The sequence below is a fragment of the Cohnella soli genome (assembly GCF_042655525.1).
Taxonomy (GTDB): domain Bacteria; phylum Bacillota; class Bacilli; order Paenibacillales; family Paenibacillaceae; genus Cohnella; species Cohnella soli.
Genome location: NZ_JBHSMI010000029.1, coordinates 497,925 through 522,481, shown reverse-complemented (window position 1 = coordinate 522,481; position 24,557 = coordinate 497,925). Strand labels below are relative to the sequence as shown.

The 24,557-nt window shown below is 55.6% G+C and carries 13 protein-coding genes; 10 read left to right on the top strand and 3 right to left on the bottom strand.

The features are described from left to right. Positions 1–58: 58 nt before the first annotated feature. Positions 59–2,977, top strand: a complete 2,919-nt coding sequence (locus ACFPOF_RS22605) for a DUF4832 domain-containing protein (protein ID WP_378136863.1) — start codon at positions 59–61, stop codon at positions 2,975–2,977. Between the two features lie 87 nt (positions 2,978–3,064). Here ACFPOF_RS22605 and ACFPOF_RS22600 read toward each other — a convergent pair whose 3' ends face one another. Beyond that, entirely contained in the window at positions 3,065–8,593 is a 5,529-nt protein-coding gene (locus ACFPOF_RS22600) for a DUF4832 domain-containing protein (RefSeq protein ID WP_378136861.1), read from the bottom strand. A gap of 359 nt (positions 8,594–8,952) precedes the next feature. Between ACFPOF_RS22600 and ACFPOF_RS22595 the strand changes: the two genes are divergently transcribed. The 7 genes from ACFPOF_RS22595 (at position 8,953) to ACFPOF_RS22565 (ending at position 19,857) form a co-directional block, all read left to right on the top strand. Continuing rightward, positions 8,953–11,217 carry a hypothetical protein gene (locus tag ACFPOF_RS22595; RefSeq protein WP_378136859.1) on the top strand — a complete coding sequence of 755 codons (2,265 nt, stop codon included), beginning with the start codon at positions 8,953–8,955 and terminating at the stop codon, positions 11,215–11,217. 535 nt (positions 11,218–11,752) lie between these two features. Then, positions 11,753–13,099 (top strand): ABC transporter substrate-binding protein, encoded by a 1,347-nt coding sequence (locus ACFPOF_RS22590; RefSeq protein WP_378136857.1) that lies wholly within the window; start codon positions 11,753–11,755, stop codon positions 13,097–13,099. A 72-nt stretch (positions 13,100–13,171) separates the two neighbouring features. Continuing rightward, positions 13,172–14,041, top strand: a complete 870-nt coding sequence (locus ACFPOF_RS22585) for a carbohydrate ABC transporter permease (protein WP_378136855.1) — start codon at positions 13,172–13,174, stop codon at positions 14,039–14,041. A gap of 11 nt (positions 14,042–14,052) precedes the next feature. Then, complete coding sequence (locus tag ACFPOF_RS22580; protein WP_378136853.1) at positions 14,053–14,892, top strand: carbohydrate ABC transporter permease; 840 nt, start codon at positions 14,053–14,055, stop codon at positions 14,890–14,892. A 135-nt stretch (positions 14,893–15,027) separates the two neighbouring features. After that, complete coding sequence (locus ACFPOF_RS22575) at positions 15,028–16,512, top strand: extracellular solute-binding protein (RefSeq protein WP_378136851.1); 1,485 nt, start codon at positions 15,028–15,030, stop codon at positions 16,510–16,512. Next, positions 16,509–18,272 carry a sensor histidine kinase gene (locus tag ACFPOF_RS22570; protein ID WP_378136849.1) on the top strand — a complete coding sequence of 588 codons (1,764 nt, stop codon included), beginning with the start codon at positions 16,509–16,511 and terminating at the stop codon, positions 18,270–18,272. Before ACFPOF_RS22575 ends, ACFPOF_RS22570 begins: the two co-directional genes overlap by 4 nt. Next, positions 18,250–19,857, top strand: coding sequence for a response regulator (locus ACFPOF_RS22565; RefSeq protein ID WP_378136847.1), 1,608 nt, complete (start codon positions 18,250–18,252; stop codon positions 19,855–19,857). The genes ACFPOF_RS22570 and ACFPOF_RS22565 overlap by 23 nt, the downstream gene beginning before the upstream one ends. A gap of 112 nt (positions 19,858–19,969) precedes the next feature. On the opposite strand, the gene ACFPOF_RS22560 is transcribed toward ACFPOF_RS22565, so the two are convergent. Together ACFPOF_RS22560 and ACFPOF_RS22555 are read right to left on the bottom strand one after the other, a co-directional pair. Further along, entirely contained in the window at positions 19,970–21,277 is a 1,308-nt protein-coding gene (locus ACFPOF_RS22560; protein WP_378136846.1) for an aminotransferase class I/II-fold pyridoxal phosphate-dependent enzyme, read from the bottom strand. A 102-nt stretch (positions 21,278–21,379) separates the two neighbouring features. Next, positions 21,380–22,006: a pyridoxamine 5'-phosphate oxidase family protein gene (locus tag ACFPOF_RS22555; RefSeq protein WP_378136845.1), complete on the bottom strand. Its 627-nt coding sequence runs from the start codon at positions 22,004–22,006 to the stop codon at positions 21,380–21,382. 43 nt (positions 22,007–22,049) lie between these two features. On the opposite strand from ACFPOF_RS22555, the gene pdxR reads away from it, so the two are divergent. Continuing rightward, positions 22,050–23,684 carry a MocR-like pyridoxine biosynthesis transcription factor PdxR gene (gene pdxR / locus ACFPOF_RS22550; protein WP_378136844.1) on the top strand — a complete coding sequence of 545 codons (1,635 nt, stop codon included), beginning with the start codon at positions 22,050–22,052 and terminating at the stop codon, positions 23,682–23,684. Beyond that, positions 23,677–24,462, top strand: a complete 786-nt coding sequence (locus ACFPOF_RS22545; protein WP_378136843.1) for a helix-turn-helix domain-containing protein — start codon at positions 23,677–23,679, stop codon at positions 24,460–24,462. Before pdxR ends, ACFPOF_RS22545 begins: the two co-directional genes overlap by 8 nt. Positions 24,463–24,557 lie beyond the last annotated feature (95 nt).

Here is a 24,557-nt window from a genome sequence, read left to right as displayed (position 1 = left end):
GTGCGATTTCTGTTGAAAGCGCTGACAAATTGCTGCATTTTACGGGAGGGAATTCAGGATGAAAAAGAAAATCGGTTTTTCCGGTCTGGCGATTGCGATAGCTTTCGCGGCCGTCCTCGGTTCGGGCTGGACGAGCAAGGAGGCTCATGCCGCTGTGGGGACGATCACTGTGAACTTGACGGAAACGACAGAGGCGTTCAAAAATCCGAATATGGGCTTCCGGCCTTCGGTTTACATCGGCAGCAGCAATTTTCCCGACAAGGAGTACACATCGATTTACAAGCACTATATCCCTTACACAAGTCTTGAGAACCTGGCTACGGATTCCGTTCAGAAAATAAAAGATTGGAGCAATTCGGCTTGGGCAGGGCTCGAGAGCCGGAATCTGAAAGTCGTTCCGCGCGTCGTCATCGTTTACCCGAATGTCGGGGAATATTGGCCGGACAGCATTCCGCACGGCGACCCTGTTCAGCAATGGCTGTCGGATACGTATAAGTCTCGAATGGTCGCGTTCATCAACAAGCTTGGACAGGCGTGGGACAACGACCCTCGTGTCGCGGCCGTAGAGTTCGGATTGTTCGGCAATTGGGGCGAGCAGCACATTTATCCGAACAAGTTCGCAGACGGGACGGATCGCATCCCGCTCAGCTTCCAGCAAACGTTGGGCGACGCCTATGTCAACGCGTTCCACAACAAGAAGGTCATGGTCAGGTATCCGGAGACGTTCGTCGGTTATCCGTTCGGCATTCAGTGGGACAGCTTCGCGCTACCTGACGATGCCGCAGGCGGCAACGGAGAAATTTCCCGCGACACTTGGCGGACGCAGATCAACAGCGGGGAAGTGGCATACGATTGGGGAGATCAGTCGAATCTAGGGGGCAGCCCCGACGGGACGCTCGGCAGTACGAGTAATACGAACTACGTCATCGACTGGATTATGAAAACACATACGTCCAGCCTTGGCTGGATTGCGGAGTACAATGCAAGCAACTCCGCGGTCGAAAACGGCGCGACGGCGATGCAGAAGGTGCTCGGCTATCGATATGTCATCAGCCAAGCTTCCTTCACGGGTAACGTGCAGTCGGGCGGAACGATGAACGTATCGTTTAACGTTACGAACAAAGGATCGTCGCCGTTTTACTACAACTGGCCGGTAGAGGCCAGCTTGCTGAGGGCGGACAAAACTGTCGCCTGGAAAGGGTTGTTCAATGCGGATATCCGGCAATGGCTTCCGGGAACCGATTGGAACGCCGGATCGAGAGCGTACAATAATGCTCCCGCCACGAATACGGTAACCGGCTCGTTTACGATACCGACCTCGCTGGTTAACGGTACTTACACGCTGGCGCTGTCGATTCTGGATCCATCCGGTTGGAAACCGAGCGTCAGATTCGCGAATACGAACTATTATGCCGGAGGCCGGACGCCGATCGGCAAAGTCGGTATCGGCGGCGACCCGACCGATCAGAATCTCGGCTCGTTCGCCGGCTTGAAATCGGATAATACGTTATTTTACAGCTTGACGAGCGGCGCGTACGACGGCGGCGTGAGCGGCGGAGGCGGAAGCGGAGACACGCAAGCGCCGACGGCTCCAACGAACTTAAGCAGCACGGGCGTTACCTCGAACAGCGTCAGTTTGTCCTGGAGCGCATCGACGGATAATGTCGGGGTGACGGGCTACGATGTCTACCGCGGCGGCAGTCTCGCAGGATCGACTTCTTCGACTTCGTATACCGATACCGGGCTTGCGGCAAGCTCTGCGTACACGTACACGGTGAAGGCGAAAGACGCTGCAGGCAACGTATCCGCCGCCAGCAATTCGTTCACCGCGACGACTTCGGCTTCCGGAGGCGGAGGAACGACGGCGTCCTATGAAGCCGAAGCTTCCGGCAATACGCTCGCGGGAGGGGCGGCGACGAGTTCGTGCGCCGGCTGTTCCGGCGGCGGCAAGGTCGGCTATGTCGGCAACAACAGCGGCACGCTGCAATTCAACGGCGTGAACGCCTCGTCCGCGGGTACGGCGACGGTGACGATTTCCTACCTAAACGGCGATGCAAGCCGCACGGCGCAAATGAGCGTAAACGGCGGAACGGCGGTTACGCTGACTTTCCCCGGCACGGGCAGCTGGACGACGCTTGGTACCGTGATGACGCAAGTTCAATTGAACGCCGGCAATAACACGATCAAATTTTCGAATTCGTCGGGATGGGCGCCGGACTTCGATCGGATCCAAGTCAGCGCGGGAAGCGGCGGAAGCGGGGATACGCAAGCGCCGACCGCGCCGACGAACCTCGCGGTCACGGGCAAAACGTCTTCCAGCATGAGCCTGTCGTGGACGGCTTCGACGGATAACGTCGGCGTGATCGGTTACGACGTATACCGGGGCGGCAACTATGTCGGCACAACGACGGCGACAACGTATACCGATACGGGACTAGCCGCGAGCACGTCCTATTCCTATACCGTGAAGGCGAAGGATGCGGCAGGCAACATCTCCGGGGCTAGCAACCCGGTGACGGATACGACAAGCGCGTCCGGCGGAGGATCGTCGCTGCTCCTCGACAACTTTGACGATTCGCCCGCGTGGCCGGGAACGAACGATCTAGGCAAGTGGGCGGGAGCCAACGGCTTCGTTAACAATGCCGGAGTGATCGAAAGCAGCGCGCTGAAGTTGCAGTACAACAACGGAGGCTGGTTCGGCAGCGACGTGAACCAGAGCCTGACGAGCTATACGAAAATGATCGTCCGTATCAAGGGGGGCGCGGGAGGAGAGCAAAGCCATTTCCACGTCTCGCTCGGCGGCGTCGACAAAACGTTCGGGGATTTCAGCGGCAATACGGTCACGACGGCTTACAAAGACATCGCGATCGATTTGGTCGCGAACGGCGTGAACCGAAGCTCGCCGGGGCAGCTTGCGATGTCGTTCTGGTACGGCGCCAGCGGAACGATCTGGATCGACGAAATCCGCTTCGAATAAGCGGACGGCAATGAATATGAAGTACAAAAAAGCGACGCAGGGATCCAATCTCCCTAGCGTCGCCTTTTTTCTCAAATGTGCTTATTGCTATTGAAGCGTAATCGAACCGAGATCCAGCCAGCCGTCCGCGCCTTGGCTTTGGTTCGCGAACAGGATCGGCAGCGGATTGTTCCACGGCAAGTAGCTCGGCATATGGCCTTTGGCGCGCACGTCCGCTTCATTGATTTTCCAGAGCGGGTTATAGACGTGCATGACGAGCTTGTAGGATCCGGCCGAGACGCCCGCGGCGTTCACCGTCGCATCGAAATACTGCGGCTGGCCGAAGTTGACGTAGGTCGGACTGCCGGAAACGTTCCATTCCGGGAAAACGCGCACTTGCTTCGGCATGATCGTCCGAAGATCCCAATCGGTCGTCCACGTTTTGACGATTGCGCCGGACGAGTTCTTCAGAGCGATTTCGACCGGGTACATATCCGGACCGTAGTAGAACGGAGAGGCGCCGGTGTTCTCGATCTGCACGCCGACTTTGAAGCTGCCGGACACGGTGTTGTTGAAATAAGCATTTTTCGTGTAGAAATTATAGCCCATCTTCTGCCATACGGCGACTTCGTTCGGATCGTTTTTGTTGTATTTGCAGTTCTGGCAGATCATCCATGTCGCGTGCGACATTTCGACGTCCGTCATCGCGTCGTCCTTGGTGGCGGAAGCTGGATCGAACAGGTTGCCCTGGACTTCCGGGCGCACTTCGCCGCCAATGCTCGCCGTCGCCCATTTGTTCTCCGATCCGTATATTAGCGCCTGGGTCAGCTGCGAATCCGATTTGCCGTCCATGGACATCGGCAGCGTCATGCTGCCAACGCGTCCTAAAGCGGGATCCATTTCGCGGTAAGCGAACGAATCGTCATGGAAGCCGATGCGCGCGAGCGTCGTCAGATGGTTTCCTCCGCCGGAACGCGGGTAGCGATTTTCCACGCGCGTTTTTTGGAAGGCCGCGTTGTAGGCGTCGAGAATGATGTTCGCGTTCGCGTCCGACATCATCCAGTTTTGCGTGCCGTTGCTGCCGTCGTTCGGCCACGTATGCCATTCGCCCCATCTGCCGACGAGACCCATATGAATAAAGGCGATGCGCGGGTCTCCGTCGTACTTCGCCCCGAAAGCGGCGATGAAGTTCTGGAACGCCTGCATGACGGTCGGGGAATCGTAGTTCAGAATGCATCCGTTGCGCACTTGAGGCATGAGGAAATCCGGAATGTCTTTGCTAGAGAACGATTCGCAAGAGGCGACGCGCAAGCTCAACTGTTTGCCATGAGAGGCTACTTCGTCCAACGCTTTCTCCATCGGCTCCCAATCGTACGAGTTCATGCCGGTCATCAATTCGCCGAGGCCGAAATATTTCCACTCGATCGAGTTGTTGATGCCGCCAAGCTGCGTCGCCGTTTTGTCGGCATGGTCGCCGGGATAGAACCAGATCGCGAACCCTTTCAGCGGGTTCGTGACCGGATCGGTTCCTTTCGCGAGAGCATGGACCGTCAAGGAAGAGTCGGGCGTATTGACGGCGTAAGGATTGACCGGAACGCCGCCCGGAACGGTCGAAGCCGATCCGCCCGGAGGCGGCGCGTTCGTCGTCACGGAAAACGGGGAGCTTGCGGCCGAGACGTTGCCCGCGGCGTCTTTCGCCTTAACCGTGTAGCTATAGGTCGTGCTGGGAGCAAGACCCGTATCGGTGAAGCTCGTTCCGGAAGGCGTGCCGACTTGCGTGCCTCCCCTATAGACGAGATAACCCGTCACGCCGACGTTGTCCGTCGAAGCGCTCCAGCTAAGGCTGACGGAGCTGCTCGTTTTGCTGGATACGGCAAGACCGGCCGGGACGGAAGGCGCCTGCGTGTCCGGCGCGTTCGTCGTGACCGAGAGCGCGGAGCTCGCGGCCGAAAGGTTGCCTGCGGCGTCCTTCGCTTTTACCGTGTACGAGTAAGCCGTATTGGCCGTTAACCCCGTATCGGTAAAGCTTGTTCCGGACGGCGTGCCGACCTGGGTGCCCCCTCTGTACACGATGTAGCCCGTCACGCCGACGTTATCCGTCGAGGCGTTCCAGGACAGGCTGACGGAGGTGTCCGTTTTGCCCGTGGAAACCAGTCCGGAAGGGACGGAAGGCGCGGCCGTGTCGGGAGGCGCCGGCAAGGCGACGCTGTCGAAGTCGGGTGCCCAGCCGCTCGGATTGGATACTTTGATCGTATTCGCTCCCGCGTTCAAGGAAAGCGTGACGTCGAGCGAGGCGACGGTCGTCCATCCGCCGCTGCTCGGAAAGCTGACTGTCGTCGCCGCGCCTCCGTTCACGCTGATTTGCGCGGAGCGGGCTCCGGAGTCGCCGTTCAAATAATAGAACTTCACCGGCTGGCTGCCGGCATTGGCCGGCGTCACGCCGTTCCATTGCAGCGTGCCTCCGTTGCCGACGTAGCCGACTTTTGAGCCGCCGGAGCAAGTGCCGCAAGAGCTGACCGTCGCTCCGCCTGCCAGCGTATTGCCGGACGCTTCCGCTTCGTACGTCGTCTGGCTGCCGCCGCTGGCTGCGGATGTCGTGACCGACAACGCGGAGCTGGCCGCGGATAAATTTCCTGCGGCGTCTTTCGCTTTGACGGTATAGCTGTAGGCGGTGCTAGCGGCAAGACCCGTATCCGTATAGGTCGTTCCGGTCGGCGTTCCGACTTGAGCACCGTCGCGATAGACGATATATCCCGTCACGCCGACGTTGTCCGTGGAGGCGCTCCACGACAGGCTGACGGAATTGCTTGTCGTGCCCGTGGAGGCGAGGTTCGCCGGAACGGACGGAGGGGTCGTATCGCTGCTTGCCGCCGTTGTGACCGACAGGGCGGAGCTGGCCGCGGACAAATTACCGGCGGCGTCTTGCGCTTTGACGGTATAGCTGTAGGTCGTGTTTGCACTTAGCCCGGTATCGGTAAAGCTGGTACCGGTCGGCGTTCCGACTTGCGTGCCGCCGCGATAGATAATATACCCCGTCACGCCGACGTTGTCCGTGGAGGCGCTCCACGAAAGACTGACGGAGCTGCTCGTCGTTCCGGTCGAGGCTAGATTCGCCGGTACGGAAGGCGCGACCGTATCGCCGCCGCTGCTTCCGCCGCCTCCGTCGGTCGAAATCGAGTCGATCAGCAGCACCGCGTAGGTCGCGTCGCGGTGAACGAGACGGACGTATTGCACGTTCGCCAAGTTGGCGTTAAAGGCAGAAAGCGGAATCGAAATATCCGTATAGCTGCCGGTCACGTTGCCGTACGTGCTGATCGGTCCGACCGTATGATCGGTTCCGTCATTCAGGATGACGTTCCAGTGGGCTTCGGAGTCGGTATCGCTCCAGTCGCGCGCGCGAATCGTCAGGCTCGTCGCGCCGGACAGGCTGCGGTTGATGTTCTCCTGCAAGTATTGGCCGCTGCCGCCGGAGTTCAGGACGATGTTGCCGATGCTGTCCGAGCCGTAATACAAGCTGTCCATCGTCCAGCTGAAGTCGAGGTTCAAATCGTTTTTCTTATTCGAAAACGCGGTCTGGCTTGCGTAGGAATCGATCGTAAGCGGCTGCGGCGCGGCCGGCGTCGCCGAAGCTTGCGGCGAATTGCCGCTCGTGCCCGATCCGTTAACGGCGCGGACGACATAATAGTACGTCGTTCCGTTCGTCAGCCCGGTATCGGTATAGGAAGTGCCCGTCACGCCGGAAGCGATCTGGGCGTAGCCGGAGCCGCTGGTCGTGGAGCGAAGCACCGTGTAGCTTGTCGCGCCTGAGGAAGCCGGCCAAGACAGGCTGACTTGGGAGCTTCCCGCAGTCGCCGTAAGCGATGCCGGTGCGGAAGGAACCGGGATCGAGGCGGGCGTCGCGCTCGCTTGATTCGAATTGCCGCTTGCTCCGGCGGAGTTGACGGCTCTGACGACGTAATAATAAGTCGTTCCGTTAGTCAGCCCGGTCTCGGTATAGGAAGTCGCAGTCAAGCCGGAAGCGATCTGGGCGTAGCCTGACCCGCTGGTCGTGGAACGAAGCACCGTAAAGCTTGTTGCGCCGCCCGGATCGTTCCACGTCAAGCTGATCTGGGCGTTGCCCGGAGACGCTTGCAGGTTCGACGGTGCGTCGGGAGCGACGGGCGTCCCGCTTACGGTGACGGCATTGGACAGCACGTTATAACCTTTGGCTGCATCCCACGTTCCCGTGTTGGCGAAACGGACGGAATATTCCGGTCGCGAGCGCAGGCTCGTATCGGCATCCGGCAGCCACAACGCCAGCTTATAAGTTCCGCCGGCCATGTTGCCCGGCAACGAAACCGTCTGCGCCGGCAAAGCGATCGGGCCGCTGAGCCATTGCCGGACGTCGACGCCGGTCAATTGGATATTGTACCTTTGCGAGCCGTTGTCGAAGACAAGGAACGCGGGCCTGGACTTGATGATCCCGGAATAACCGTCGTTGCTCATGTTCGCGGAGAAAGAGAAGCTGCCTCCCGGGCTCCCGCTCGTCGGGAAGGTCGCGTCGATGAGCCGCAGCCGATAGCCGAGCTTGCGCTTGATCCGAGTGAACGCGGTTTCGGCAGGATCGCTGCCGGACGCCGTCAAATTGGTGTTTTTCCAAATGTTGGTGTTGACGGCGGCATAATCCTCGTTAATCTCGGTGAAGTTCAGCTTGCTCATTTCCGATTGGACGTTCACGCCCGCGGCGTCGTTGCTGCCGGCGGAGTCGCACGTTTCCCCGCCCATCATTTTGTTGCCGCCTGTGGAGGTGGCCATATCGTACATCCATTGCTTCTTCTGCTCGATATAATACCAGCCCATCCAGGAATTGTTGTCGTAAGTGCCCATGTCTGCGCTGTCGGACAAGAAGCAATCGTTGTGGAAGCCGATGCGGTCTTTATCGGTTTGCGTCAGAGCGGTCGACCCGGATGGAGTAGGCAGTTCCAACACTTCTTTGATGAAAATAGGATACCGGATGACGACGGGAATGGAAGAGGGCGTCGTGTTCAAAATTTGTTTGATGATGCGGTACCGGGTATCGGCGTCCGTTCGGCTGAACGGATCGGTGAATTGGCTCGTGTGCCATTCGCCCCACGGGCCGAGATAACCGGCTTCCAGATGGAGCACGACGTCCGCGTTGGCCGAGATGACCGCGTTGATTTGTTGAATGTGGCCGAGCATGCGGGCTTCGGGCACGGCGGGCGATTCGGACCAGGCGTAAGCCGGGCGCAAAACGATTTTGAGGCCCGCGGTCCGAATGGCCGCAAGTCCGGAAGACAGGTTGTCGAGGAGCGCTTGAGGGAGTTGGTCGGTATTTTTGTATTTGTCCAGATGGATGTAACTGTGGATGAGCGTGTTGCCCGCTTGTTTGGCGCGAGCGAACGTTCGGTCGAGCATGTCGGGGTTAAAGCCCGCGATGCTCGTCGCGGCGCTGGCATAATCGTTGACGGAAACGTCGTTGATAATTTCGTAGCGGTTATGGTATCCGCGTTCCGGGTTCGGGAAGACGGTTGCGTTATCGGCGCCGTAAGCGACTGTCGCGGCGCTAGCCGTATAGGCGGGCAGCAGGCCGGCCAAGAGAAGCGCGACGATCGAGGTTGAGATCCATTTCTTGAACATCATCATACCTCCAGGATTGTAGTGTTCTTCCATGAAGATCGGATCTTATGATGTCGAGACGCGATCGCCTCCTTATGGAATAGATTGTCATCCAATTCGACTTATTTCGTCATCACCTCCCATTAATTGCGCAATTGTTATGAAAATATTTGCGCAATTATACTCACATTATAACGGTATTGCTTAAAGAATCAACGTGTTTTAAAGGTTTTCAGCATTGTTTTTCGGTCATCCGCTTCTCCCTAGGCAAATACAGCGCTTTCATGCTATAATCCGCTTTGAACTTATTGCGCAAATAATTTCCTAAGGACTGAGACGAAGAAGTGCGCAGAAGACCAAACCGGGAGGGATGCAAAGCAATGCGGAAAACGGGGAAAGGCATGTTTTTCAAGAAATCGGGAGCGGTCGCGCTCGCGCTCGCGATCGTGCTGGGCGGCGGCGCCGGCATGGGACGACTTGCTGCCGACGCGGCGGCGGCAGGAGGCGCGCCGCCGGTCATCGACGACTACGAAAGCTATGCGGACGACGCTGCGATGCAGGCTTCGTGGAAACTCGATTGGTCTGATAAGGCGGGCTCCGTCGCCGTCGGACTCGGACAGGCGAGCGGCAACCATACGCTGAAGCTGACCGTCAAAGACGCGACGGCGACTTGGGCGAACATTTTGCATCCGATCGCGGAGGCGAACGGCAACGCTTCCGGGTACGAAGGCATCGCTTTTTGGCTGAATAACGAGGCAACGGACGGCAAGCCTTTGGACCTCGGCATGGAAGCGAAAACCGGAATCGCGAACGGGGCGTTTAACCTGAAGTCGGACGGAACCGCGCAAGTATCCCGGACGGCGGGCAACTGGGAAACGGTCAAATTCAACGGCGGCTCGCTGCACGTTGAAGCTGGATTCAAAGGCCTCGTTCGCATCGGCTGGGATCAGTTCAACCAGGCGTCATGGCAGTGCGGCGGCGACCAGACGAAATGCTCGGCCAAATTGGATACGGGCAAATTGACCGGATATCAGTTCGGCTTTAATCCGTCCGCCCACGCCAATAACGTCATCCAAATCGACGACATCGGCTTTTACGGAACCGCTTCGGGCGGAGGCGCCATCGTCCCCGACAAGCCGAAGCCCGTGAAAGCGGGACCGAAAGCGCCGTCTTGGGCGACGGCCGCCGGCACGCGAAAGCTGGCTTACAAACAGGCGCCGATCGATAATCCGCTGAAAGGGTTCATGCCCTTCCTCGACGCGGGCAAGGAGGGCTTCTACAAGATCGGCGACGATTGGCGCGACCGGCCGAGCCAAATGCCGTACAGCATGGAGTTTTTCTACGAGCCTCTGAGCGAAGTGATGAAAGGACCGAACAAGTTCGATTGGTCGCATTTCGATAAGCAACTGAACGAAATCGCGTCCCGAGGGCATCAAGCGGTGTTCCGCTTTTACGTGGATTATCCGAACAAACCGTCGGGCATTCCGAAGTATTTGCTGGACGGCGGGCTTCAAACCCGGGAATACGCGGATTTCGATAACGGCAAGGAAGCGAAGAGCGTATCGCCGAATTGGGACGATCCGAACCTGATATCCGCGTTCGAAAACTTCTCCGCCGCTCTGGGCAAACGTTATGACGGCGACCCGCGGGTCGGATTTATCATGATCGGCTTGATAGGCTTCTGGGGAGAGTGGCATACGTGGCCGTACGACGGCTGGACGCCGAAGACGGACGACAAAGGCAACGAGCTGAAGGACGAGAAGGGCGAAACCGTGCGCCTGGCCAACTGGATGCCGTCGGAAGCGAACCAGAAGCGCGTGCTCGACGCCATGGACAAAGCGTTCAATCATACAAGGCTCATCGTGCGATATCCGATCGCCAACGATACGTTCAAAACGAAAAATTACGATATCGGCTATCATGACGATTCCTTTGCGTTCCAGACTTTGCCGCTCAGCATGGGAGGGCAGGATTGGCATTTCTGGGGCAGGACGATTACCGCCGGAGACACCGAATTCTGGAAAACGCGCCCGATGGGCGGCGAGATGCGTCCGGAAATTCAAGTGCCGATGTGGAACAACGATCCGCCCAAGTATTACGATCCCGCGAAACCGATCGACGGCGCGCAAGGGGAGGATTTCTACACGGCCGTGAACCTGACGCACGCTTCGTTCATGATGAACCAAGGCGTGTTCCAGGTGCCGATGTCGGGCGTTCCGCTGAAGCGGGCAAAAGAGGGCTCGCGCAGCCTCGGGTACGAGTACCGCGTCGCGAAAACCTATTTGGACGGTGCTTCCGGGAAATTGAAAGTCGGTGCGGAAATCGAGAATCTCGGGGTCGCGCCGTTCTACTACGATTGGCAAGTAGAGCTCGCAGCGAAATCCGGGGGCAAAATCGTTAAAAAGTGGAGCGTGAATTGGAAAATCGGCGGCATCCTCCCTAACGATTCTTCGGGGGTCAACAGCGTGCTGTTCCAGTCGACCGCGCAAAATCCAAAGCTTGCGAAAGGCTCTTACGAGATTGCGATGCGAGTCGTGAATCCGCTGGAGAAATCGAACGCGAAAGCGGTCAAATTCATGTTTGCCAATGCGAGCCAGAACGCGAACGGCTGGCTCTCGCTGGGGCAAGTGAAAATCGCGAAATAATTGTCAGAAGGAAGCGGTTGTCGGTGCCATTGGCGCTGGCAGCCGCTTTTTATGGCCGGCAGAGTACACGAATAGCGTCTTTCAGTGCGCTATCAGCAGGCAGGCGGCCAGTCCGAGCGCTGATAGCGTCTTTCAGTACGCTATCGGCAGGCAGTCGGCTATTCCGAGCGTCGATAGCGTCTTTCAGTACGCTATCGGCAGGCAGTCGGCTAGTCCGAGCGTCGATAGCGTCTTTCAGTACAGCAAGTGTCAGACGGTGTGCGTTACAAAAGGGACGGCGGAGAGTAGTGTGTTACATTATTTGCGCAACTATTTTCAAGATATCCTAAACTTAATCCCCGTTATCAAGCATTGTGCAATCAGCCGAATCTTAAAAATGGGGCTTCTATCTTTAAATCGTGGCATTTAAACGGCGGCAACATTTGAATTATGATGAAAATGTCAAAGGCGCTCTTGATTAAATGCTCCGAAAAAAATGCGCAAAAATTTTCGGATGAAGTCGTTGGCATGAAAACCACATTGAGGGGGAAATGAAATGTTGCTCCGTAACAAAACGGCAGCTACGGTATTGAGCGTAATGTTGGTCGCTTCGTTCGCTTTGGCCGGGTGCGGCGGAAACAAAAACGACAATAGCGAAGCGAGCAGTCCGGCGGCAACCGGGAAAGCCAGCGAGAAAGCGTCCGAGAAAGCAAGCGAGGAGCCTGCTAAGGCCGTTACGATCAGCTATACGATTTGGGATAAAAACCAGCAGCCCGCCATGGAAGCGATTGCCAAGGAGTTCACGGCGCAGCACCCGATCATCAGCGTAAAAGTCGAGGTCATCCCGTGGGGGGACTATTGGACCAAGATGTCGGCCGCGGCGCCGGCCGGTACGCTGCCGGACGTCTTCTGGATGCACGGAGGACAATTCATCAAGTACGCGACGGGCGGATTCCTCGAGCCGATTACGGATAAAGTGCAATCCGGCGTCATCGATATGAACAATTACGCGGCCAACCTCGGCTCCATCTACACGCTCGACGGTCAAAACTACGGCGTGCCGAAAGACTTCGACACGATCGGCCTCGCCTACAACAAAGAGCTGTTCGATCAAGCGAAAATTCCTTATCCGGACGACACATGGGATTATAACAAGTTGGCAGAAGTCGCCAAGAAATTGTCCCAGCCGGACAAAGGCATCTACGGCTTCGCCGCCAAGATGGATACGCAAACCGGCTATTGGAACGATATGCTCGCGAACGGCGGCCATATTCTCTCCGACGATTTGTCCAAATCCGGCTACGACGAGCCGGCTTCGATCGAAGCGCTGAAATTCCGTTACCAAATGATTCTCGACAAAGCGTCGCCGACGCATCAGCAAATGACGGATACCGATTCGACGGAGATGTTCAAGTCCGGCAAGCTCGCCATGATTTTCGAGGGCTCGTGGCGCAACGGAGACATCGACAGCAGCGAAATCATCCATGGCAAATGGAACTGGGCTCCGCTGCCGAAAGGAAAAGCCAAACGCGGCAACATCATTAACGGTCTCGGCAACGTCATGTCGGCCAAAGGCAAAAACAAAACGGAATCGAGCCTGTTCCTGGAGTTCCTTGGCTCCAAACGCGCGGCGGAAATTACGGCGGAGATGGGTGCGGCAATCCCGGCGTTCAACGGCACGCAGGACGCATGGGTGAAGTCCAAGCCGGAACTGAACTTGAAGGTGTTCATCGATCAAGTCGCCGACGCGATTCCTTATCCAAGCGGGACGAAAGCTTATCCGGTGTGGTTCGCGAAAGAGTCCGAAATCATGTCCCAAGCATGGGGCGGAGCGATCTCCGTCGAAGACGGAGCCAAAAAAGTCGCCGCGATGATGAATCAAGCGATCGCCGATGCGAAATAACGAACGATAAACGGTCCATCGAAGGCATTCAGCGGCAGCGGAATGCCTTCGATGAACGAAGAGGTGACGGCCATGAATACGAAAAGCAGGTATGCCTGGGCTTATGCCATGATTGCTCCGACATTGATCGGGACGCTTTTGTTCTGGAGTTGGCCGGCGGTCTATTCGATTTATTTGGGATTTCTGAAATCCGAGAATTTCGGCCTCGTCAACCATTGGGTCGGCATGCAAAATTACGAGAAGCTGTTCAAGGACGACGAGTTCTGGAGAAACCTGCGGAATACGCTCACCTACGTCGTTTTGTTCGTTCCGTTGACGCTCGTCTGCTCGACCTTTCTTGCCGTCATGCTGAACGCGAAAATCAAAGGGTTATCCGCGTACCGGGTCGTTTATTTTTTGCCGCAGGTTACGATGCCGGCCGCGGCCGCGATGGTTTGGGTCGTTCTTTTCGCCCAGGATTACGGTCTGGTCAATTACGTACTGGGCACACACGTCTCATGGCTGTCCGATCCACGCTTCGCTATGTATTCGCTCGTCATTGTCGGCGTATGGGCGGCGGTCGGCTTTAATATGCTGCTTATTCTCGCCGGCTTGCAAGGCATTCCGAAGGCGCTTTACGAAGCGGGCGAAATCGACGGTGCGGTCCGGTTCAGCAAGTTTCGCTACATTACCCTTCCGCTGCTGACGCCGACATTGTTTTTTACGGCGATCGTGCTGGTCATAGGGGCAACGCAAGTGTTCGACTCCATCTACATGCTGATCGGCAAAACGAACGTGGCGCTCCCTTCGGTCCGTTCGCTCGTTTACGCCTATTATCAGAACGCATTCGTTTATTACGATCAAAACTATGGTGCGGCCATCGTTAACATATTGCTCGTACTGAACTTGATCCTGACCGGCTTCCAATTTTTATTCCAGAAGAAATGGGTCGTTTACGACTGAGGGGGCATGACATGGCGAGCAGTCAATCCTTATCTTCCAAGCGGACGAATCTGGCCGTTCACGCGATTCTGATCGCGATCTCCGTCGTCATGATCGTTCCGTTTCTCTGGATGGTCCTGACGTCTTTGAAGACAACGACGGAAGCGACGCAAATTCCCGTCAAGATTTTCCCGGCCGCCTTGAAATGGAGCAGTTATCCGGAGGCTTTCAGGCAGTCCGCGTTCCAGTACTACTACTTCAATACGGCTTTCTCCGCGTTGATGAAGACTTTGTTTCCGATCATCTTCAGCTCGATGGCGGCGTTCGCGTTCGCGAGAATCCGGTTTCCCGGGCGCACGCTTTGTTTTTTTCTGATCATTTCCGTCATGATGGTGCCGAATCCGGTGTTTTACACGCCGCAATATTTGATGATGAGCAAGCTCGGCTTGGTCAATTCGGTGACGGCATTGTGGATCGCCTCGCTTATCAGTCCGTTCGCCACCTTCCTGCTCCGGCAGTTTTTTCTCGGCATATCCAAAGAACTGGAGGAGGCTTCGATCCTGGACGGCTGCAATCCGTTCCAGACGTTCTGGCATGTCATGCTTCCTTTGGTGAAATCGGCATTGGTCGCCGTCGTCATCATCCAGCTTCTTTGGTCCTGGAACGAGCTGCAATGGCCGCTTATCATTAACAGCTCTCCGGAGAAGCTGACGTTATCGGCGGGGTTGGCCACGCTCGTGTCCAAATTCCAGACGAATTACCCGGTGCTGATGGCGGGGGCATTCATGGCCGTCGTTCCGATGATCGCGCTGTTCTTTCTTTTCCAGAAACGGTTTATCGAAGGCGTCGCGTTCAGCGCTCATAAAGGCTGACCGAACGATAGCTTCATAGGTTTCGAAGAAGACGCTATTCCATTAGGGTAGCGTCGTTCTTCGTTTGAATTGTCTTGATCGCAGTCCATGCTGCGCGGATAATAGACGTAACGACCGGACAAGGAGAACAAATCGATGATTCGTTGGTTGGCGTTAATCATGCTTTTCGTTGCGGCCGTTTCGGCCGGCGGATGCAGCGACGGCGCGCAAGAGACGCCGGACGTTCCCGAATCGAAGCTTCCATTCGTGAAGCTTAAAGTCATCATGCCCGGCGACGAATCGGACCGGATGAAGGATTTCGTGGAGAACGAATTGAACGCCCGTTTAAGGGATGATCTGAACATAGAGCTCGACTTCACGTATATCCCTTGGGCGACCTACCAGCAGAAGCTGGAGCTGGCGCTGTCGACCGGCGAGAAATACGATTTGTTCTGGTACGGCACGCCGTTCGTGTCGGGCTACCAGTCGAAAGGCTATATTCAGCCGCTTGACGGGCTGCTCGCGAAATACGGGGCCGATCTGACGAAAAACATTCCCGCCGAAAATTTCAAATTGGATCAAATCGACGGGCGGCAGTGGGCGATCCCGTCCCAGGCGTTCACGTCCGCGGGCAAATTCACTTCCGTCATGGTGCGCCAGGATTTGCTGGAGCGGGTCGGGATGAGCGACATTAAAACGATAGCGGATTTGGAAGAGTTCTATCGCCGAATGCATGAGAGAGACCCAAGTTATTATGGCTATTTGGAAACCGATCGGGGGCAAGAAGTGCTGTGGCGCGAGCTGTCCGACGACAACTATACCTTCATGGACGAGCGTCAATTGTTCGCGGTAGACGAAGGCACCGGCAAAATGATCAGTTACCTGGAATCGGATTTGTACCGGAAAGTCGCCCGCGTCAGGGAATCTTGGGTTCGGCAGGGTATCATCGACAAAAATCTGATCGGAAACCCGGCGTCGAAGATCGACCAGGAGAACGCAGGCAAGCTGCTTTTCAGGGTCGGCGCCGTGTCGCGGGCAATGGAAAACCTCCAAACCGCCCAAAGAGCCGATCCTGGAGCGAAGCTTCGCGAATATTATCTCGCTCCGGGTAAGCTGAAATATATTCTCGCACCGAGCAACGAGGCGTACATGATTCCGACCGCAGCCCAAAATCCCGAACGTGCGATGATGTTCATGAATTGGGTGCTTGAGAGCAAAGAAAATTACATGTTCATTATTTACGGCGTGGAAGGAAAAGATTATCGGCTCGAGAACGGAAAAATCAAGCTGCTGACGAACGATCAACTCATGTACGAATGGATGTGGCGGAACAAAAACTATTTTATCGCGCCAACGAATGTCGACGACAAAGTGGTCGAAGATATGCTCGCTAACGACGATAACGCGCGCATTTCCCGGCTGTTCGGCTTCCATTTCAACGAGGAGCCGATCAAGAGCGAACTGGCGAGGGTAATGGCCGTCTACAAAATGAAGTTCGAGCCGATTAATGCGGGGTTGGTCGGTTATGACGATAGCTTTCAGGATGCGCTCGCGGCGCTGAAGAAAGCGGGCTACGATAAAGTGTTCGCAGAGCTTCAGAGACAGTACGCAGAATTCAGAGCATCGGCGGAGGACAAATGATCCGAATCGGAACGTTCGCCAAGTTGGCGATTACGCTAATGCTGCTGCTGGCCCCGATCCTGGGCATATACGCCTATTCGAACCGTACGAGCACACGTGTGCTGACGGACGAAATTATTAAAGTGAAAAAATATCAAATCGAGACGTTCGCAAGTCAAATCGAACAAATGTTTTTTCAATTGGACACGTACAAGAAGATGCTATACGAGAGTACTGACGTTCGCAATCTGGCGTACCCCGACCTGTTGAACGACGACCTTCAGCAGTTCCGCACTGCCGGGACGGTGTCCGAGGAAATAAACAGATTGGCCGGTTACGGAGGCTGGAAAGCCGTTATCGCCGTCGTTTACACGCGCATGGGATACGTGATCAAAAGCAATTCCAACGTCAATGCGATTCCAGCCGTTCTGCCGAAAAGAGATACGTTCTGGCAGTATTATCCCGATCCCGGCGGTTCATACTTCCTCGAAGTGCTGTCCTATCCGGATGGTTCTGCCGAATCGAACGATGCCGACATGCGAGTCGTGCTCAAGGTGGATGAAGCGGAAGTAAGAAGCGCGTTGTCCGCGTTTAAGACGAACGGGTCGGGCGACCCGTTTCTGTACCAGCCGAACCTTCATCCGATCTACAATAATTCCTCCAACCGGGAACTGATCGGCGAACTGCTGGTTGGCTTCAAGGACAAGCTTTCGCCAGAAGGCGGCTACATGCTGCTGAAGGCAGAGGACATGAACTATCAGGTCCATTATCAAAAGGTAAATTCGCTCGGCTGGTATCTCGTCGATTACGTGCCGATCACGCAAGTGATGGCGCCAATTCAGCGCAACAGGACGATGTTCTACGCCATCAGCGGCATGATGTTGTTTATGGGTGCATTTCTCGCAATCGTGCTGTACCGCAACGTACAAATTCCGTTCCGCAAGCTGATGCAAAGCATGAACCTGATCGAGAAGGGGATTTATTCCAGCCGGATGAAAGATAAGCCGAAAGGGGAGTTTCGTTTCCTGTACGACCGGTTCAACTCGATGGCTTCGAGAATCGAAGCTTTAATCGAGGATGTATTCAAAGAACAGCTGCGGTCTAAGGAAGCGACGTTAAAGCAGTTGCAATCGCAAATCAACCCGCACTTCCTGTACAATACGCTCGCCTACATCAAAAGCATGATCGAGCTGCAGGAGAAGGAAGCCGCGATATCGATGACGCTTAACTTGAGCAAATATTACAGGTACACGACGAAAACGGGTAAAAAAATGGCTTTGTTGTCGGAGGAACTGGAGATGGTCGTCCATTACTTGCAAATTCACGAAATGCTGATGGATGGCTTCGAATTTGAGATCGATGTTGCCCCCGCGATGCTTGCAATGGGCGTTCCGCGGTTGATTTTGCAGCCAATTGTTGAAAATGCGATTTTACACGGGTTCAAGCAGCAATCGGGTTACGGCATGATCCGTATAAGCGGCCGAATGGACGGAGCGATGGCAAGATTGTCGGTGGAGGACAGCGGCCTTGGTGTGGATTCCGTCGCTATAGAGACTCTAAACGCGCGAATGCGGTATTCCAACGAAGAGGAGATCGAATCTGGCCTGCAAAACGTGCACCAAAGAATGAGGCTGATCTTCGAAGAAGGCTCGGGCTTGCAGCTTCGGGAATCTTCGCTCGGAGGCGTGTGCGCGGAGCTTACATGGATTGACGGCGCGCAGACGGCCGATAAGGCAAGTCTGGAGGGAGGGGACGGCAATGTACGAAGTGCTGCTCGTTGATGATCATACGCACTTGGTCGACAGCATGGCGATCGGGCTTCCTTGGGACGAATTGGGAATCTCTGCAGTGCATAAAGCTTATTCCGGCGAGGAAGCGCTGGAGCTTCTCGGGTATCATTCGATTGATATTATCGTCACTGATATTCAGATGAACGGCATGAACGGACTTGAACTGATCGCCGCCGTACACGAAAGGCGAAACGTGAAAACGGTCATTCTGACCGGGTACGACGAGTTTCAATATGCGAAGGAGGCGCTTCAGCAACGCGTATCCGATTACTTGCTGAAGCCTGTTCCGAACGAAGAGCTGAAGGCGACGATCCGGCGAATCGTTGCCGAGATCGAAGAGGAAGGAAAGCGGCTGATTAACCAGCAGAAGATCGGCGATCTGTTCCGCGAAAGCTTGCCGAAGGTGCGGGAATCGTTGCTGCTCGACCTGATCGCGGGCAAAAACGTATCCTTTCCGGCGCTGCGCGAGAAAATCCGCCTGTACGAGCTGCCGTATGACCTCGCCAAGCCAGTTACTTTGCTTTGCCTGCGCATCGAGGAAGACTATCCAGACTCGGATCTGTTACAAGAGTCCTTGATGGAATATGCCCTGTTCAACATTACGGACGAAATATTATCCGATAGCTTTCATGTATGGCGTTGCAAGGATCCTTATGATTACCTGATTATCCTTGTTCAGCCGAAGGACGGCGAAGAAGGACCGCGGGCCAACGTGCTTGCGGAAGAGTTGGCGCGGCATGCGCAGCATCAAATCAAGCTATACCTGAAAACGAAAGTATCTATCGTCATGAGCCCGCCCGGGCTTATTCATGAGCAGCTAAGCGTCATGTACCAAACTCTGCTGTCCGCTTACTCGGATTTGATCGGTTACCAGACGGAAAGTTTTCTAAGCGCCGTGCAGGATCAGAGGCACGCGGCGATTCGTCCGTTGTCCGAGCTTCGTGCGGCACCGACTTTCTTGCAGTTGATTGACGGCGGACAATGGGGGGCGTTCGAGCAGAAGCTGTCTCGGGCGTTTCATGAATTGGAGCGTCAGGAAAACAACGCGAACGAATACGGATTTGAGATTTATGCCGCCCTCCTTCACGCATTTACGTATTACGCGCACAAAAAAGGGAAACGTTTTTTCGAAGTGTTCGGCAGGGACGTCGAAATGATGCTTAAAGCCGAAGCGAGCCGGAGCGCCGAGCCGCTGCGGGAGTGGGCGTTCGACAGTTTTAATCTGCTCAAGGCGATCAGCGATAATCGTTCCGACAAGCTTCGTTCGAGCTTGATGGACCGAGTGTATCGTTACGTGGCGGAACGGTTGAACGAAGCGACGCTGCAAACGGTCGCCGATCATGTCCATCTGCACCCCGTATACGTGTCCAACCTGTTTAAGCAAGAGTCGGGCGAGAACTTTACTGCATACGTGCTGCGGCTGCGCATGGAGAAAGCAGCGCTGCTGCTCCGCCAGACGGAATTGAAGGTGAACCAGGTCGCGCTAGAGATCGGCTATCAGAAGCCGCAATATTTCATTAAGCTGTTTAAAGCCCATTTCGGGACGACGCCCCAGGAGTTTAGAGGCAATGGGTGAGGCAAGAGGAGAGATGAACGGTCGTGTATAAGGAGAAAGGCAGAGGGGAGTAACTGACCTAACGCGAAAGGACAGTCCCGCGGGACTGTCCTTTTAACGTTATATGCTTCGCTTACGCGCGGCCGTTCTTCACGTCCAGCACCGCTTTGTAAATCCGGTCAAACAAATCCTCGAGGTTCTCTTCCTCGATGCAGGAGAACGCGACGCGAAGGTCGGTTTCGCCGAGGGCGATCGTGCCTACAGCATACTCGTTCAGCAGGCGCTGGCGAACGGCTTCTGCGTCTGCCGTCAATAGCTTCAAGCACATGAAGTAACCGGAGTTGAACGGGTAGTACGTCCAATCCTCCGAGCTGTACTTACCGCTGTCCAGCAGTTGCTTCACTTTATTCGCGCGGCCTTTCATGATCTGGAACTTCTGTTCCTTCTGCGCCTGGAACTGATCGGACGATAGCGCACGGAGGATAAAAGTCTGCGACGGATGCGGACCGCTTGAAATCGTCGAGCGGATGTTGCCGACGGTCTTTTGCTCAAGCGCGGACAAGCTTGCTTCTGACAGCCCGCCGTAAGTAATGAAACCGACGCGGAAACCCCACACGTATTCTTCTTTCGTCGCGCCGTCGACTTTAATGGCGAGTACACGGTCGTGAAGGCCGCAAAGCTGGCCGAACAATGACTCTTGCAGCGAATCTTCGAAGAACAGGCCGAAGTACGCGTCATCCGTAACGACCACGACGTTAATGCCTGCTTCGGCTGCGTCACGGATCGCGGCTACGATGTCGTTCGCTTCCTGCAAGCCTGGCGTGTATCCGGTCGGGTTGATTGGGAAGTTCAGCAATACGATCGCTTTGCCTCGATCTTTCTGAGCGAGCAAGGCGTCGCGCAGGCCGGCCGAGTTAAAGCGGTTGTCGGCGTCGTACAGCGGATACGTAACCATTTCCGCACCGCGGCGGACATGAAACGTCAGCTCGTAGTTTTCCCAGTTTTTATCCGGTATGACGACGGCGTCGCCAACATCGGCGAACAGGTCGGCGACGATGCTCAAACCATGCGTCAACGCGTTCGTGACAACCGGCTTGCTAATGTTTTTGCCGACGATGGAAGGGTTCTCCGCCAGCATTTTGTCACGCCAAATGTTGCGCAGTTCGGGTTTGCCGCCTGGCGGAGCATATTCGTAAATGTCCTTCGGATCGTAAGCGGACAATGTTTCTTGAATGACGTCCAGGTGCATCGGCTTGCCATTCTCGGTGGCGATGCCAATCGTGGCATTATAGAGCTTCGCCTTCTGCTTGGCCTCTGCGGATTGGCTCAGAATGCCTAGCTTAGGCATGTAGATGGCTTTGCCCAATCCGGATAACATCTCTGCGACGCGGGGATTATCCCGGGAAAGCGTTTCGTTTAATTGCTGTGCAAGCGGGTTCATAGCTTCCATCCTTCCCATATTCATTAGGTGATATTATACACCATTGAAGGAGGAGCGTCATTGCAAACGTCATGAATATTCACAAAAAACAGAGATGACCGTCTAGTTGTCACGCATTGGACACTTTAACGCGCTGTCGCGTATACGCGTTATCGCATCATGATCATCGGGCAACCCTCTTTCGTTAAGTCTGGCGATGACTTGATCCCTTCGTTTGTCGGACAAGTTTTGTCCGAATTTGAACTTGCCTGTTAGTTCAGTCGGGTCAAGCCGCATGACGGAAACGCCTTTCAGCGACGCCGCATATTTCGGGTCTGCGGCGTCGATCGGCGCATGCCTGCCTTCAGGCTGCATGATATTCATCAGAGCTTGCAGCGCAGCCGCTTTCTCCGCGGCGTCCGTCACTTGCTCAACATTGCCCCTTGCGCGGACAGAGCGAAAGAAGACGGTAGCTGGGCAAGCTAAATACGGGTCGGAAAAGTATGACGGAATAAACGCATGTGCCTGGTAAACAACGAATTCGGCGCGAGGGTCAGCGGCAAGTCCGGCCATTTTCTCCCCTTGCTTGCTGCCGTGAAAATAAATCGAGCCCGCTAGAAAGACGTAGTTAAGCGGCACTGCTTTTGGCCATCCGTCCTTCCCCGTGAACGTCAGTACGCCATCATACTTCTCTTCCAGGAAGCTGGCGCAAAGCTCATCTTCCTGCACTTCGAATTCTTTTCTTCTCATCTGAGACGCCTCCTGAAACAATAGATTGAGGCTTAGTGTAGCGTTGGCATTGACAAGTGAAAAGATCCAATTTACATTAAAATTACTGGTCCATTATGAACGGCAGGAGGCGGGTCCGCTGAGTTCCCCGTTTGCGTATTCCGTTAAGCTGGCCGAGTGCGGCAGCAAACATCTGGCGCTTTACTTGGCCGTCCGGGAAGCGATCACGGAAGGCAGGCTCGCTCCAGGAGAAAGATTACCTTCGACGAGAAAACTGGCCTCGTTGTACGGCCTGTCGCGAGGAAGCGCCAGCGTTGCTTACGAGATGCTGACTGCGGAAGGGTTCGTGCAAGCCGGCATCGGCCAAGGCACCTTCGTCGCGGGAAATGACGTTATTGGAGGGCGACCGGATTGGGCAGATTCAACGGGCACGCTGAAGAAGGAGTCGGTCCCGCAGGCTGCGCCAGCGTTAACGAAGTGGGCGCACAGACTGTTGGCCGCAGAAGCCGATCGGGAGTCGATGTTGCCTGAACGTGTCGCGAAGCTGTCGGAAGCAACCGTATCCTTCGTGCCAGAAGGCGTCGGCTCGGAATGGTTTCCTTGGTCGGAGTGGAAGGCTGAAGTCGCTTCCCAATGGAAATTGCTCGGAGAGACGGGGAGAGTCGGCCTGGAGAAGGAAGGGTGTCACGAGCTGAGGCAAGCGATTGCGGAGCGTTTGCGCAAAGAAAGAGGCATCGCTTGCGAAGCAAGGCAAGTCGTCATAACGAGCGGTTCGATGCAGGCGATCGTATTGTTGACGCAATTGCTGCTTGAGGAAGGAAAGACTGCGATTGTAGAAAATCCCTGCTACACGGGTATTCGACTGGCTGTTCGCGCAACAGGAGCGAGAGCAGTTGCGCAGCCTGTGGATGCGAGCGGGATCACGATCGACGATTGGGATGCCGGCTTGCTGTTCGTGACGCCGACAAGACATTTTCCGACCGGAGTTGTGCTTAGTTATGAACGGCGAAGGGCGTTGCTCACCTGGGCAGCCAGACACAATGCATGGATCATCGAAGACGATTACGACAGCGATTTCCGTTGGGGCGGCCGGCCGATCGAACCGCTCAAGTCGCTCGATAAGGAAGGAAGGGTCGTCTACGTTGGCACGTTCTCGCGTTCGATGGGGGCGGGAGTTCGCATTGGCTATGCGGTTCTGCCGGATGAACTGATCGTCCCTTTCTCTGTAGCCAAAGGGCTGTACGATCCGCACCCGACGGGCATAGCGGAGCAGCAAGCGCTGGCGAGTTGGATGTCGGGCGGCGGGTACGACCGCTACATGAGACGCATGCGACGAACATTCGGCAAACTCGAGCGAAAGCTGAGATCAGGCATCGAGGAGATGATCGGCCAGCTGTTCGAAGTCGTTCCGTCGGATGCGGGACTTCATCTATATGCGAAATGGAAACTGGACGACAACAGCTACGAACTGCTTGTCAAGGAATGCGCTGCACGTGGCGTGATGTGGAAAGACGGGGCGGTTTATAGCTGTGCAGAAGAGGCCGGGAACGTCCAGCCGCCCGGAAAGTCCGCCATATTCGGCTTTGCGCATTTAAACGAGACGAGCATCGACAAGGGCGTACTGACCATTCGGGACGCGGCCGCTCGGCTTGGATGGCTGAACATCGATCATGCTCAAGGAGGAACCGCCCATGCTTAACATATCTCCGTCGTCGCTACGGCTGTTGCCGGCATTCGCCAAAATCTCTTGCGAGCCGGGCTGGAAATGGCAGAAGAGGGAAAAGCCGCTTGCGAACTATGACATGTTCTACGTCTGGAGCGGCGAAGGCGAGCTATTCTTGAACGGCAAGCCTTACGCGCTTGGCAAGGGAAGCTGCTTTCTTTTCCGTCCCGGCGATCATACGAGCGCAACTCATAATCCGCAGAAACCGCTCGTACTTACGTACATTCATTTTGACGTCGATGAGCCGGTGTCGGAAATTCCAGAGCCCTATAGGGAATTAAAAGATACGTTCGATTTTGAGCATATGCTGGCCAAATACGTCCGTCTGTTCCTCGTAAGGACGTTCGCCGCGGAAATTGAAGCTCAGCTCCTATTGAAACAGTTGCTCATTCACCTGCTTCGGCATGATCGCGACGAACCCGTGGAGCGGAAGGCGAGCAATCAGTTGACCGAAAGCATTCGCGAAGTGGCCAACTATATTCAGCAGCATCCGGGCGTCGTGCACCGGGTAGAAGATTTGGGCAAAAGAGCGGGGTTGTCGCCGCGATATTTCTCGATCAAGTTTAAGGAATTGATTGGCATGTCGGTGCAGACGTTCATGATCCGCACGCGAATCGAGCGGGCGCAGCATCTGCTCATGCATGCGGGGATGAACGTGACGGAAGTGGCAGACGCGCTCGGTTATCGCGACATTTTCTTCTTCAGCCGCCAATTCAAGCAATATACCGGCAAAAGCCCGTCGGAAATACGGTGAAATAGCGTCCTATGCACAAAAAAAGCTCGTCCGTCGGCCATTCGGCTTAGCGGGCGAGCTTTTTCGAACTTCGAATGTATGTGGACGCCGAAGCC

Bases quoted from the DNA above. Each gene is read 5' to 3' on its own strand.
- ACFPOF_RS22605 (WP_378136863.1), top strand. From the start codon at position 59: ATGAAAAAGAAAATCGGTTTTTCCGGTCTGGCGATTGCGATAGCTTTC.
- ACFPOF_RS22600 (WP_378136861.1), bottom strand. From the start codon at position 8,593: ATGTTCAAGAAATGGATCTCAACCTCGATCGTCGCGCTTCTCTTGGCC.
- ACFPOF_RS22595 (WP_378136859.1), top strand. From the start codon at position 8,953: ATGCGGAAAACGGGGAAAGGCATGTTTTTCAAGAAATCGGGAGCGGTC.
- ACFPOF_RS22590 (WP_378136857.1), top strand. From the start codon at position 11,753: ATGTTGCTCCGTAACAAAACGGCAGCTACGGTATTGAGCGTAATGTTG.
- ACFPOF_RS22585 (WP_378136855.1), top strand. From the start codon at position 13,172: ATGAATACGAAAAGCAGGTATGCCTGGGCTTATGCCATGATTGCTCCG.
- ACFPOF_RS22580 (WP_378136853.1), top strand. From the start codon at position 14,053: ATGGCGAGCAGTCAATCCTTATCTTCCAAGCGGACGAATCTGGCCGTT.
- ACFPOF_RS22575 (WP_378136851.1), top strand. From the start codon at position 15,028: ATGATTCGTTGGTTGGCGTTAATCATGCTTTTCGTTGCGGCCGTTTCG.
- ACFPOF_RS22570 (WP_378136849.1), top strand. From the start codon at position 16,509: ATGATCCGAATCGGAACGTTCGCCAAGTTGGCGATTACGCTAATGCTG.
- ACFPOF_RS22565 (WP_378136847.1), top strand. From the start codon at position 18,250: ATGTACGAAGTGCTGCTCGTTGATGATCATACGCACTTGGTCGACAGC.
- ACFPOF_RS22560 (WP_378136846.1), bottom strand. From the start codon at position 21,277: ATGAACCCGCTTGCACAGCAATTAAACGAAACGCTTTCCCGGGATAAT.
- ACFPOF_RS22555 (WP_378136845.1), bottom strand. From the start codon at position 22,006: ATGAGAAGAAAAGAATTCGAAGTGCAGGAAGATGAGCTTTGCGCCAGC.
- ACFPOF_RS22545 (WP_378136843.1), top strand. From the start codon at position 23,677: ATGCTTAACATATCTCCGTCGTCGCTACGGCTGTTGCCGGCATTCGCC.